The sequence below is a fragment of the Bacillus sp. Au-Bac7 genome (genome assembly GCF_021341655.1).
Lineage (GTDB): Bacteria > Bacillota > Bacilli > Bacillales > Cytobacillaceae > Niallia.
Window position 1 is genome coordinate 35,548 of sequence record NZ_JAJTTG010000022.1, and the last position, 13,487, is coordinate 49,034.

Sequence of the window (13,487 nt, forward strand, 5' to 3'; positions counted from 1 at the left end):
GCTTGAAAGGAGGTGAACGTTAAATGAAAAAGATAATCGCAATTATTGCAATAGTTGGAGTTATTGGAGCTGCAAGTGCAGTTGGATTTAAGGGTACTGAACAAGCTGCAAAACAACATGAAGATACATACAAAGCTGCTATTCAGGAGCCTAAAGCTGGTTAATTTAATAGCATAGTAGAAATTAGCAGGAAAACATTACTCAATAGGGTAGTGTTACTTGCTTTACAAAAAAATCGAAGGTACGAGACCAATAGAAAAATTGGAACTGGTCAGAAATTGAGAGGGGAAAACAAATGAGCATACTGGCAAACTTAGGCGGCACTACTTTTATCGCATCTTCAAAGAACTACAGAGATATTGAATCTTTAGAACAGTTAAAGGATTTCTTTCATCCTGAGAATATAAGTAATTTAAGATTAGAAATAACAACTTCAGACGGTCAGGATCATATTCTTAATTCATTTGATACAAATTCATTCATTCAATGGGGGTTAATGGATGCTTATGGAGATATTGCAAATAGCGATTTTATACCAGAGGAAGAATATACAGCAGCTAAAGAACGATGGGAGAACAAAACGGCAAATAAAAAAGGAACGATAATCCCTTTCCCTACCACAGAAAAGTAAATTAATGTTCCCGTTAGAGTTTAAGAATTTGCAGATTCCTAAACTTAGTATAGGTTAAGATATTCTAGTATCTTGACCTATATGAATATTTTATTGAAATTAAATTAATTAAATGGTTGTTCTTCTGAGAGAACAGTAGTACACTAGAAATAAGTATCAAAAAAAACAATATCAAAAAATTGACATTCAGTTTCCCGACCGTTTGCCTCAATTATTTTGATATTTGAGATAATCCCGCTCCTTGAAAACTGAATATTGTCTTTTTTCGTCTTAAAAATCCCGACAAACTCAAACAATAGAAAGCCCATGAAAAGTGGGTAGTGATGTACTAGATAATGAAATAATACTACAATCGGTTTACGTATGTCAACAAATTTATAAGAAATTAAATTAATTGAACTATTAGTGTTTAACAAATATAAGAAATTAAATTAATTAAATCGGAGGTGTTAATCAAGATGGAACTAAAAGCAGGTTGGTATACAAAAAGAAAGCTAAATAACTTAATTAAAGAAAGTAAACGAGGTTCTGAGATAACAGACATAACTGGTCAGGAAGTTTACGAAGGTGATAGGGTTAAATACTTTTCGGGCAATAAAGCGACAGGTAAAAAGTTTGAAGGTGTAGTTTTCTTTAATAAAGGTATGTTATATGCAGGGAAAAACAGAACTTTAGCTGTTGCAGACCAAATTGAAATTGTACGAGAAGATATTAATAAGGATCAATTAAACGAAATTAAAGATGTTATAAGTGAATGGCGATATGCAAAAAATAAAGATGCGAAACTGAGGAAAGTAATTATTAAGAAATTAAATTACTTAGGAGTAGACATTGATTTCATTAAAGAAGGTATTCGATGGAGAAAAGTGAGTGAGAGAAAACGCCTAATATTAAAATCATTCATTCTCAAATTGGAAAATATTAATAATTCATCTCGTAGGAATTGGACTACAAAAAAGAATTAGCTTTATCTATTTTTGGAATAGCGCACTTATACACTCTGACGTTTGTGTGCTATCTTCGATCATTGCGTGGCAGATTTAATGAAAGTTATGTATGCTGTAGGTATTGAAATTAAAATGCTAAACAAGTAACAAAGATTTAAAGGAGGCAGAAACCATGCCTAAACAAAAAGTGATTATAACAAAAGAAAATTCTCTAAACGGTCAAGTCGCCGAAGTAGTATCTGATTACATAAATGAAGAGTGGGAACAAAAATATGTTCTTAGGACTAAGGATCACACTAAGGTAACAGTAAAAGAAGATGAGATTAAACCATTATTAAGACGAGTGAAGTAACATCATCTTAGAAAATGCGAAAAGGGTGACATTATGACTTCTAAGGTTAATCAAAAGATCATTATAAATATTCCAACTATGTATGAAAAATTCGAGCAAGGTATTGAACTGATTGAAGCTCACTTTGACCAAATAGAATATTATAAGAAGAATAGTAAATTACCATTTGCTGCTGATGGAATGCTAACTGGTGCATTGGAAGAAGTAATTAAAGTACAGATGGTTTCCTTGATTGATACGGTGAAAATCACCTCTAGGGCTATTAGATATATATATTTCACTAATTTACCAGGTAATCTGAAGGGTTATGAGAGGCTGTATTACATTAATAAAGCAGTGCTGGGTGATGAGAATTATATCAACAGGCTGAAATCAATTATATCAATACGAAACAAGCTAGAAAATACACATGTCGATAGGATTGTCTTGCAGAGAGAATCGGTACTTAAGGATATGAATTTTCTATTAGGTGTCATGAGGAAGTATTCAGATTATGTTGAGAGAATGAAATTTGAATGATTGTGAGAATTAAATATTCAATCAATAAAAGACAAGTTTTATTAGGTCTTATATGGGCTTTTACAGGTTTGTGCTTTCACTTATATTACCTTGATAATTAAAAGCTCATACGAGGCTGATATGACCGCCTGAGCGTTGTTTAGGGAAATAGAAAACAGTCATAAAGTCTTTGTTATCAAAGGTCACGAGTATAGGGGAGAAAATTTGTACTAAGTAGCAGAGGCTTAACCACCATCAGAAACAAAGTACTTACAACTAACAAACCCTTACAGGAGTTGGATTTGTGGATCAATTTAAAACTAAATAGAAAACTTGTACTATAAGATAGGAATTCAATCAGGAAGAAAAATAGAAAATTGCTGTAAGGGTTGATATTAAAGGATTTTTAGCAGGTGTGGTTTTCTTGTACATTTGATAGAGAAAAAATTAAATTAATTTTCCGATGAACAAAGCTCAAAGGTAAGTCACATAAGCAATCCGAAAGTGTGCAAATGGATAAGTTAAATGTAACGCATTAAAGCTTATGTCTCAGTATGGTATATGGACAGTTAATGGTATTTATCAGTATAGATAAGACCGTTAAATGATTTATATCTCAGTATGGATAATAAATGACGCTCAGATGCAAATAAATAAACGTACTAAAACATAATCCGTCTTACTCCTGTAAGTAATTTGCACTTCACTTAGTTAATTGCCTATTTAGGAACAGCGGTAATTCTTAGAGTGTACGTTTCTGGAAATCCACGAGCCTTAGAGCGCCAAGGTGTTTGGTGATTCTGTGTAATTTACCAGTGTGAAAAAAGTGTCTTCATCCTTACTCTCCCAAGCGATTGAGCCGTTTTTTAGATAATCCTCTTTAAAGGAGAGTATTCAACCATTGAGTCAGTAGCGAAAACGAAATATTGCTACCGGTTTAGCAGTACGTTGATATCATTGGTTTGAATAGGGTTTAAGCTACCCAAAGGAAAACAAGTACTATAAGAATAGGATGTTAAGAAAGTTTGATGACCTCTCATCAATTGATAAACATGGATTCATAAGTCAATAGGAATAATTGTACTAAATGAAGTGATTATAAAACAGAACCATGTCCAGAATGTTGTTATAGTCGCATATTCAGCCGATATGAGTAAACAAGTACTACAAGAATACGAGTAAGCGAGAAAATAGAAAAACGCTGTATATCGCATTATAAGCGGCTTTAAAAGGCAGTAGGTAAACTTGTACCTATGATAGGGAATGTGGACAGTAATTAAAACGCTGTTTCAGTTGAGCTACATGGCTTCATGAAGAATTAGGTAAACTTGTACTACGTGAATATCTAAGCAGTTAGACAGAAGCTGAAATCCTTTCTGTACTTGGAATAAATTCAATTTAAGCAACCTTGTAATATAAGAATAGAAATGTAACGCATTAGGAACTTGTCATAGTGCCTGCTGTATCTGGGCTGATAGCAAAATAGGTAAACTAGTACTATTTGGTAGGGAATACGTTTTTCTTTATTTTTTTTTATTCATTTCTGAAGTTAAAAAATGAATATATAGACGAGAAAAGGAATTTGCAATTATGCAGGTTCCTTTTTTGTATACAAATTTTTAAGGAGGTGAAAGGAATATGAGTATCCGAGGCAAGCCGTAACTTTTAGTGTGAATAAATAATAATAGGTAAACAAGTATTTAATAATTTAAACAGAGGAGTTAAGAAAATGGGATTGAAAGTTAAATTAATGATTGATTCACAGACATACAGCAATAAACCTACACCGAGACAAACAGCAGGTATTAATCAGAATATTGTTAGGTATCCAAGGACTATTGACGCTAAGGAATTAGCCGAAGAGGTATTAAAAGGTAAAACTTTTCTTTGTAGCTTTCTTTTTGATAATGAAGGATTGCCAAAAAGGAATAAACAATATTGGAATTCTCAACAGGTAATTGCATTAGACTTCGATAATGAAATATTCCTACGGAATAATAAAGGTGAGATCCTAAGAGATGAAAATAATAAATACATAAAAGTAAAACACGTAACTACAACTATCGAGACTATAAAGAAAGATGAATTCATTCAATCTCACGCTGCGTTTGCTTATAAGACTTTTTCATATACTGACGAACATCCTAAATTTAGAGTTGTGTTTGTTTTAGATAAGCCGATATATGACAGAGAAAAAATGGAGGATACCATTAAGCAACTACTTAAAATGTACCCTGATGCAGATGAAGCTTGTAGTGATGGAACTAGGTTATTTTACGGTGGTAAGGAAATAATACCGATAAATGCCTACACGAACACCCTCCCCCTAACTACCCCTTTGGGAGAATATACTAGGGTTAACTACAATATATATCCTACCAAAGGGTCGAGCATCAGCACAGAATCAACGGTAGTTAGTTTAGATGATTACAAGTTAAGTAAAGTTGATAATCCAGTAAGTGTAACTAAGAGTGAATACATACCAGTTAATAATACTTATCATAAAACAAGTAACATTGATTTAATTAAAAGTAGAAACATTAAAGAGTTACAAAAACGGCTTAATCCAGTATCAACAACAGTATATACAAACAGTCAAGTTAATGAATACTTATGTAAATGTGACTTGAAACAGTTTCTTGGAACAACATCTAATCACATTTATGACATATTTCATGATGAAAATAGTCCAAGTGGTAGCATATTTCAATCTAATCAAGGAGACGGACATTGGTTATATAAGTGTCATTCTTCTTCTCATTCATTCACTGGAAGTATTATTCAAATTGTACAGAAATTACATAATAGTAAACCTTTAGATGCTAAATTGTTTTTGATGGAACTTTATAAAATTGAAATTGTTGAAAGTGATACTCAGAAACGAGTAAAAGCTGAAATTGATGAATATAAAATTATGCTTCAATCCTCAACTTTAGCTGACATATATCCTAATTTTTATAAGTTGTTTAAGAACAATGGATTTCTTGAAGACTTTTACATACTGCTTGATTTAGTAAAAGAAAATATTTCAGTTGATGAAGAAAATCCTAGAGCTTTGTTTTGGCAATCAACTGAAAAGATAGCTGGTCGAATGAGAAGAAGTACAACTAATACCAATATGAGAATGAACTTTTATTCATTTTTTGAATTGATTTACAAATTGGATCAAAAAGAAATCCCTTCCAATATTTACAAAATGTTAAAAAACCGAAAAAAATTAAAAAACTATAAGTATATGGCTAGTACATATGAAGTTAAAGAACAAACGCTCGACTTTTTTGACGACTTAGAAAAACGTTGTGAAGTTTGGATTAGTAAAGGGTTAACAACTAAAACAATGAACTATGAAGGAATCCTTAGAAACTTTGGTCAAGAAGAAGCTAATCGAGTATTCCCTCAACAAAAGAATCAAAAAACAGAACAGTTGAACGATGAAATTGTTTCTCTGATTGAGCAATCGACAATGGAGCTTGTACAAGCCAAAGGATGGACGTATGAGCGTGAAATTTTGGATAACGTTAAATTGTATTACAAAGGTCAAAAGAAGCACAAAGAGGCTCAAATAAAGCGTTGTATAGGTGATTTGTTAGATAAGTATGACTTAGTTAGAGTCGGTTGCACTAAAGCAATTAAAGTAGAGTTAAATATTACGGAAGATCAATTACCTGCAGCCAGCTTTCCTAAACTGATTGTACAGAGCAAATGAATTTTTAATGAAAATTAATTAATTGAATAAACAGGAGGTGACGAGAATGCGACAGTTTGATAGTAGCATTCTTTTTTTCTGTTACGATTTCCAATTACATAAAAAGTTAAAACAAGCGCATATCCGCTACATAACTAAAGCCTACAGCATGGAAGGTAGGATGTATTGGCAGTATTTCAGGACAGATGAAGTAAACAAAATCATTAGACAACATAACGGATTAGATAATTAAACAAAGTAACACTTATACAGTTATACATATTAAACAGTGAAAAATTAATTAATTACAAATAAGGAGTTAAACAATAATGGGTAAACAAAATAATAAAATTACATACATTCCGCAAATTGAGGCAGCATTACTATGGGAAAACGAACATAGAGGCAAACAAATTCAATTTAAATATAAAGGGTCATTACCAGATAGCTTAATGGTACGCCATTTGAAAAAACAAGATAATTACATACAATTTACTACTGGAAGAACAAAAAAGAATTCAACAAGAGATATCATTGCGATTAAATTTACGCAAAAAGTAAAAAGCGGTAAACAATTAATCAAAATAGCTAATGACAAACTAGATGAATTGGAAAAAGAAAAAAATGAAACAGGGGTGTGTGATGAAGAATCTAAGAGTTATTGGGAAAATAAAAAGAAAGAAATTGAATCTGATATAGAAAACCCAAAATGGAGAGGTTTTAATTCTAAACAATTAAGAGAAGAAATTTATAAGCATGGTGTAACTGTAATTGAAACTGATTATAAAACTGGTGAAATATTAAGTAAAGACACTTTTAAGTTTTTTTGCAGAACAACCTCCAAAAGTAGAAAAGGCGAATGCCTAATGATCAAGGAAAGTTTACGTGATGATATGCTCAAATGGATGATGTTGGAGTTAGATTTCAGTAAGAAAACCGGCTCAGTTGATTTAAGTGGAATACAAAGTTATTTAAGCTTAATCTGTTCAGCTATTGAAGGAACTGTGAAGATTAATCCTTCTTCAATCCTGATGATTGATAAAGTAATGAGTATATTTGAACATGAAGTTGACGTGATAGAACTAGAGGAAAATACAATTGTTACTCCAAAGGGTAAAGAAATTAAGGAAAGTAAATTAATTAGGACACCAAGAAAAGCTACGATTGAAAATGAAATTTTTGACGGTGAGTTATTGTTAGATGAAAGTTGCTTTAAAGGTGACTATGCAAAGAAAGGTTTTATGTTATTGCGTGGATTTTGGTTCAAAGGCGCTGCTTTCAACACTAGGCTGCAGGATATGCTTAGAGCCTATGCAATTGAAAAAGGCATTGATTTTGATACTTGGTATATAGAGGACATGTTTGGAGATTCAATTAAGGCTTCCAAAATTCGCATGATTGCAAATCCAAGCACATTAAAATTAATTGGGAAGTATGACTATACACTGGGAAGTAAAAAGGCTGTGTGGGAAAGATGGAAAGAGAAAACAAAGGCAAATGGCTCAATCTTTGGAATTTGTAAGGCGGAAAAAATATCACGAAGAGGTGAGGATAAAGGATTTCCTCTCCAAAGGATGTCATATCAAATGGTTAATTCTCTTCCCTTGATTCCTAAAACTACAAAAGAAGAGATTAAAAAACTAGCTCAATATGAATTGAATTATATTTCTGCATTGAAGAATGACACTAAAAAGTTTATTGAATATCTCGACTTTACAAAAACTACAGTAAACGCCAATGAAATGTTTGTATCTTTATATAATCGTAACAATAAAATTGCTGAAAATAAGGTGTTTAGAGATTTCAAAGCATACAAAATTAAGGAATATAGAAAGCAAGTCCAATCAGGTGGAATTAGAGTGTGTGGAGACTATGCTATTATGGCTTCAAATTTGGCTGAGTATTTTCTCGTGTCAGTAGGAGAAATCAAATTAAACGATAAGAGGGAAATAGAAAAACCTTTAGCACTGAAGGGAAATGAGATAATTACAACCATGTTTCCTCCTGGTGAATTAGCGGGTTTTCGCAACCCACACGTTTCACCTGCAAATTCTATATTGTTCAACAGTGTTTCAATAGATGAGGAATCTAATGAATATCATAAGTATTTAAAGTACTTTAAGCTAACAAAAAACATTGTGTTAATCAATTCCATTTCTCATATTTTAATGGATCAGTTAAATGGGTGCGACTTTGACTCGGATTCTTGCCTTTTGACAGATAACGAAGTAATTAGAAAATCCATTAGAGATAATCTAGGTAAGTATAAAGTACCTGTAAATAGAATACCTCTAATGGAAAACTCAAAGGAAACGGAATATCAATTCACTCCAGAGGATATGGCACTGGTTGATAGTAAAAATGCCCTTGCTACTACTGAAATCGGAGAAATTACTAATCAAGGGATACTTTCTTTAAGCCTGTATTTCAATGAACTTTCTAAAGATAGTCCTAACCAAGAAACATTAGACTATTTAACGGATGTATTTCAAATATGTTCTGTTTTATCAGGAATTGCTATAGATAGCAGCAAACGTCAATATAAAGTTAAAGCTAGTCAACAACTTAGAGAGTTAACTAAAGGATTGGCTTTGAAATTAGATGATAACGGAGAAGAAGCGAAGCCTAATTTTTGGGTATATGTTCAAAATGATAAATACAAAAAGAAAGATGTATCAAATATAGAAGCGGAAAAAGATCAAACTAAAGAGTCTGACGGAGAGAAACAAAAGAAAGATGGATTAGTAAGAACACATTACAACACTCCCATGGATTACTTATATGATGAATTCAGTAATTTAACTCCAGCTCCTAAAACAATTAAACCTAAAAAGCTAGGTTGGTTATTAATTGATAAAGATGTTAGAAAAGGAAATCGCAGACAAATTAAAGAGGTACAAGAGGTTGCTGAAGAAACTCAGAATCTAATTAATGCTACTCATGCTTATTCTGATGAAGATGAATTATCAGTGATATTGGATAATATTATCGATGAGCAACATGATAAGTTTGATAAGATCAAAGTGAATTCTAATACCATGTACGCAATTTTAATGAAGATTCATGAAAAAACGGAGTTAAAGTCAAATGGAGAAACTAAAGAAAAGAATAACAGTTGTGTTAGGTTGATGAGTCATTTATACAAATCTAGTCCAAATGTATTCTTAGAAGCTTTTAAACTAGGAAAAAATGAAAATTAAAAAGGGCAAAAATGCACCACTATATTGCGAGAAACCTAGTGTTATCAGTGTTTTCTCCTTTTTTTAGGCTGACTAGATGAAGAGAGTGAAGGTTCAAATGCGAACGGTACCCAATGTCGCAGCATCGAAGTAAAACTCATTGAGTAAAGTAGATGGGCTCCTTCACTTCTTTTTACATCTTTTATTTAATAAAATAGGCAATCAATAATAATTTATCACTTTTAAAATAAAAAAGCAATAAAAATAATAAAATTTTTATTCGTTTTTGAAGTTAAATTATGAATAAGTGGGAGGAATAGGCAAGTGCGTTTAACAAAAGAGGAAAGGTTAGATTTAGTTCGGTTAATTGCTGCAAAAGGAATTACACGAGTGTGGTTAGCTAAGGAAGTAGGCAAGAGTGCATCGTTAATAACGAGGTATTTAAAGTCGAAATATGATTTCCCTCCAGATATACAGAAAAGGATATATGAGCTAGTTCACGACTACGAAATACCTCCTTGCGGAGAATGTGGTTGTCAATGCGATTGTAATAAAAACTAATTTTACTAAGGAGAGGGATAGCAATAAGTGAATTCAGAATTTAGCTACTTAATTAATCCTGGTGAACCAGATGAGAAATACATACGAAAAAGAAGTAAAGCCATTAGAACATTTTTAAAATATGACATAGCAACTATATATGTAATACATAACAATACGAAAATAGGAAGTTACCAAACATCTTATTACGATACATTTGAGGATATAGAAAGTGTTTTGTACATGATCGAAACAGAATTCACTTACCAAATTGATTAAAGGAGAGGATTAAATATCAGAAAAATTAATAAAGACTGTTCAAAAAACAACAGATTATGGGGTTACGCAAAAGGAGTTAATTGGTTTTTTAGAGGTTTTTCAAAGTAAAAAGCCGTTAATGAATGTTAATAAAAATAAGAGGTGGTTAAAATCAATATAATTCAAGAAGTAAAAAATAATGAACATTTAAAGAAAGCATATATTCAGTTAGCGTCAGCAATGAGGGTTTATCAAATGGGATATGGATCAAATGAATTATTTAAAAATTTAGTTTCTCATATTGTTTATGAAGACATTTTGGACAGAGATCTTTATTCTGTGAAATTATTTGACAAGATGGCAGATTTTATTTTATTCAATAATAATTATCACTACATATTAACTGATTTCATTAAAGAGGGAGCAGTATTACCTGTCTTTGTTTCTGAGTATCCAGATTTAAAATTAGATGTTGAATATAAAACTGTACAAATTAGGGGGATGGTTTAATGAGACAAACAAGAAGAGAGTTAATGGTCGAGATTTTTAATAATGCTGTTGAAAATAAAAATTACTTTTATCCTAGTATTATGTATGCTCACAATATGGAAGAACGAAAAGAAGACTATAAGTATTTAGAGGCTACAAACTTAATTGTTATTAATGAAATTATTGATTCTGAGGAATGGGAAATTTCACTTACACCAGCAGGGATTGAGCGAGCACAAGTCTATAAAGATAAGTCAGAAGAAAAAGAGGTGAAACTGCCAATTGAAGAAGATCCATTTGAGGAGCAACTTGAAGGTTTGTGTATGCAGTTAAAATGTGCAGAAACCAAACAAGAGCAAATGGGCTGTATAATTGCATTCCTTGCTCAGACAGAGGGATTAAGACATATCAAGGGTAATGCCTACATGAAACTTGCTGAAATCATTATAGCTGCTTATGAGGAAGGTTTATATGGTGATACGTACGAAAGTGCAATGCAGTCATTAGAAGATTAAGAGTGTGCTAAATGGCATACTCTTTTTTATGGAAAAGGGGTGAATTTGTATGATTCAAGTAACTAAAGTTGATAAGCACGATGACACAGTGAAAATATTTTACGAATACACAGGAGACAGAATTAATTTTAATAGCTATGTAGAGCTTACTGAAAACGAATATAACGTGAGTACAAGAGGTGATTATAGCAAGGATGAGGATATTGTCTATCACTTATTAATAAGGGAGTTTAATTGGATTTTATCAAGGGATAGGACGATTTAAGGATGTATAGGAGCAAAAGGAGGGTGTCCTGGTGTTAGAGGATTTTAAAAAGGACATGTATTTTTGCTATTCAAATGAAACAAGTAATAGATTAGAGAAATTGGGAATTAAGCCATTTTTCGTAGGTTTTAGTTTGAGTGGTAAAAATATCTGTATCTATAGAAAGACAAAAAGGTTAGCAGCAATGCTGGATAGAGGCTGGATGAAGCCCTGAAATTTATAAGCAGAGAGGAAATTATTAATGTCTGAATTAGTTGAATTGAATATAGAGGAACTAAAGGAAAGTCAAAGGGTTACAGGTGAAAAAGTTAATTCTTTGAATGAGAAAATTTTGTACAGATTAAAAGAAACTGATCCTAATTTCGATAAATGGTTAGAGGATAAACTCACTCATTTTAATTTTATCCTAGATTAATAGCAATATCAATACTTATAAATACTAAAAATAAAATTAATGGAGCGTGTACATATGGCTAATAAATTAACACTAACAGAAGTAAAGAAAATTAATAAGAAATTCGATGAAAAGAAACGTGTAGAACTACCAGACGGAAACCATGTATTTATTTATCCTAACTTTTCTAAGAAAGATGTAATGAATTTGTTAGGAGAAACATTTACTGAATTCGCAGAGAATCAAAAAGCATTTAAGAAAATTAATATGACGGATTGGGCTACTTTTGCATTGCTTTATAAATTTGCTGATCTTGGTATTCCAAGCGTATTTAGTAAAAAGGTATTGGCATTTGATGAATTGTTAAGATACGACCATTACGAAGACATAATTAGTGCTTACCCTGCAGAAAGTATCAAACTGTATGAGGAAATGATGAAGAAATTCCAACACAACATGAATACTCTTATTGATTCTAAGGAAGAGGGTATGTTGGATAAGCTCCAAATGAGAATTGAAAAGATGATCGAAGAGGAAGAAAAGAACGAAGAATTACAATAAAACATAACTTTTATTAATTAATAAGTAAGGGGATATTTATGAGAAATTTTATTAGAGATTACCTATTTAAGCCTAAAAATGAAGCGGTAATCCTGCAACAACCTAAGCAGACCTACTTATATTCACCAGATCCAGAAAGAGAGCGGTTATTTAAGGATACCATTCAAATACAAAAGGAAATGATTATATCGTTACAACAGCAAGGAATCGAAGTAGACCTATTTAAAAACTAAGAAAAGGACTGAAACATAGATTGTGGAACAGAAAAAGTTAATGACTAAAGAGGAATTCGCACTTATTAAAGAACAAATGATAAAGGATCTTAAATTAAAAGAAATACCTGACGAAAGATTTGTAGGGTATTATTTTGATGAGGATAATGTAGAATTGTATAGCCTAAGAAAGAATAAGATTAAAAAATTAAAGGTGACTCAATCATTTGGAGGTTACTTATTTTACTGTTTAACGCCCGCTGATTATAAAGGTAGACAGGAAACGGTATACACGCATTGGATTTCTCATAGTGTCAATAAGGGGGTATCTATCGGCTCCTGGACGAAAGATGAGAACGGGAAAAGAGTTACTTTACACCATAGAGATGGGAACGTCTACAACAACCACTATTCCAATATCACCCCTACCTTAAATCAACATGATAAGGAACTTAGAAGGAAAATGTCAGAGCAGGCAAAAGGACGTTCTCCTAAGAAAATGAGTGATGAGGATGTAATTAAACATAGAAAGAAACAAAAGGAATCTGGTATTGCGGTTACTACATATGCAAGGGAAATAAGTAAACACTATGGAATGGACGAAATATCTGTTTACAATATTTTAAGTGGAAGATCACGGAAGAATATTGCAATCTAAGTCACTCTAAAATAGGTGTCTTTTTTTTTTATGTCTAAAATTTCTATAAAGGGGCTAATTTATTGGAAAATCACATGTATTTTATTGAAAATACTACGGCTAATAATGTAATCAAAGGAGCTCTTGATTCTATAGGGGAAGAGGGATACCTCTCCCTTTTCACAAATAATTACGCAGCTTTAAGGGACATTGATAAGTTTCGAGTGATTGATGTTATTTTAAACCATTATCAAATTAGCATAACTGACTTTATTGATAGTTGTTTAGGTGACTATTCAAGGTCGTATTCAACAGTATCTAAGG

General features: G+C 31.9%; 18 protein-coding genes. All 18 read left to right on the forward strand.

Annotated features, from left to right (window positions below):
* The first annotated feature begins 23 nt into the window (after positions 1–23).
* Positions 24–164 carry a hypothetical protein gene (locus LXM54_RS25840; protein ID WP_233318926.1) on the forward strand — a complete coding sequence of 47 codons (141 nt, stop codon included), beginning with the start codon at positions 24–26 and terminating at the stop codon, positions 162–164.
* Positions 165–295: 131 nt separating this feature from the next.
* On the forward strand, positions 296–631 hold the full coding sequence (locus LXM54_RS25845) for a hypothetical protein (RefSeq protein ID WP_233318928.1): 336 nt from the start codon (positions 296–298) through the stop codon (positions 629–631).
* 458 nt (positions 632–1,089) lie between these two features.
* Positions 1,090–1,596, forward strand: coding sequence for a hypothetical protein (locus tag LXM54_RS25850; RefSeq protein ID WP_233318930.1), 507 nt, complete (start codon positions 1,090–1,092; stop codon positions 1,594–1,596).
* Between the two features lie 154 nt (positions 1,597–1,750).
* Entirely contained in the window at positions 1,751–1,930 is a 180-nt protein-coding gene (locus tag LXM54_RS25855; protein WP_233318931.1) for a hypothetical protein, read from the forward strand.
* Positions 1,931–1,963: 33 nt separating this feature from the next.
* Positions 1,964–2,449: a hypothetical protein gene (locus tag LXM54_RS25860; protein WP_233318933.1), complete on the forward strand. Its 486-nt coding sequence runs from the start codon at positions 1,964–1,966 to the stop codon at positions 2,447–2,449.
* Positions 2,450–4,157: 1,708 nt separating this feature from the next.
* Positions 4,158–6,134 (forward strand): hypothetical protein, encoded by a 1,977-nt coding sequence (locus LXM54_RS25865; protein ID WP_233318935.1) that lies wholly within the window; start codon positions 4,158–4,160, stop codon positions 6,132–6,134.
* 46 nt (positions 6,135–6,180) lie between these two features.
* Positions 6,181–6,366, forward strand: coding sequence for a hypothetical protein (locus LXM54_RS25870; protein ID WP_233318937.1), 186 nt, complete (start codon positions 6,181–6,183; stop codon positions 6,364–6,366).
* A gap of 76 nt (positions 6,367–6,442) precedes the next feature.
* Positions 6,443–9,313, forward strand: a complete 2,871-nt coding sequence (locus LXM54_RS25875; protein ID WP_233318939.1) for a hypothetical protein — start codon at positions 6,443–6,445, stop codon at positions 9,311–9,313.
* Between the two features lie 567 nt (positions 9,314–9,880).
* Complete coding sequence (locus tag LXM54_RS25880; protein ID WP_233318941.1) at positions 9,881–10,111, forward strand: hypothetical protein; 231 nt, start codon at positions 9,881–9,883, stop codon at positions 10,109–10,111.
* A 234-nt stretch (positions 10,112–10,345) separates the two neighbouring features.
* Positions 10,346–10,600 (forward strand): hypothetical protein, encoded by a 255-nt coding sequence (locus LXM54_RS25885; protein WP_233318944.1) that lies wholly within the window; start codon positions 10,346–10,348, stop codon positions 10,598–10,600.
* Positions 10,600–11,094, forward strand: a complete 495-nt coding sequence (locus LXM54_RS25890) for a hypothetical protein (protein WP_233318945.1) — start codon at positions 10,600–10,602, stop codon at positions 11,092–11,094. The genes LXM54_RS25885 and LXM54_RS25890 overlap by 1 nt, the downstream gene beginning before the upstream one ends.
* A gap of 49 nt (positions 11,095–11,143) precedes the next feature.
* Positions 11,144–11,359 (forward strand): hypothetical protein, encoded by a 216-nt coding sequence (locus LXM54_RS25895; RefSeq protein WP_233318946.1) that lies wholly within the window; start codon positions 11,144–11,146, stop codon positions 11,357–11,359.
* Positions 11,360–11,390: 31 nt separating this feature from the next.
* Positions 11,391–11,573 carry a hypothetical protein gene (locus tag LXM54_RS25900; RefSeq protein ID WP_233318948.1) on the forward strand — a complete coding sequence of 61 codons (183 nt, stop codon included), beginning with the start codon at positions 11,391–11,393 and terminating at the stop codon, positions 11,571–11,573.
* Positions 11,574–11,600: 27 nt separating this feature from the next.
* Positions 11,601–11,774 (forward strand): hypothetical protein, encoded by a 174-nt coding sequence (locus tag LXM54_RS25905; RefSeq protein ID WP_233318949.1) that lies wholly within the window; start codon positions 11,601–11,603, stop codon positions 11,772–11,774.
* Positions 11,775–11,828: 54 nt separating this feature from the next.
* Positions 11,829–12,314, forward strand: coding sequence for a hypothetical protein (locus LXM54_RS25910; protein WP_233318951.1), 486 nt, complete (start codon positions 11,829–11,831; stop codon positions 12,312–12,314).
* A 38-nt stretch (positions 12,315–12,352) separates the two neighbouring features.
* A complete protein-coding gene (locus LXM54_RS25915) occupies positions 12,353–12,547 on the forward strand; it encodes a hypothetical protein (RefSeq protein ID WP_233318953.1) in 195 nt (64 codons plus the stop codon).
* 40 nt (positions 12,548–12,587) lie between these two features.
* A complete protein-coding gene (locus LXM54_RS25920) occupies positions 12,588–13,184 on the forward strand; it encodes a hypothetical protein (protein ID WP_233318955.1) in 597 nt (198 codons plus the stop codon).
* A 62-nt stretch (positions 13,185–13,246) separates the two neighbouring features.
* The coding region (locus LXM54_RS25925) for a hypothetical protein (RefSeq protein WP_233318958.1) at positions 13,247–13,487 on the forward strand (241 nt) is incomplete at its 3' end.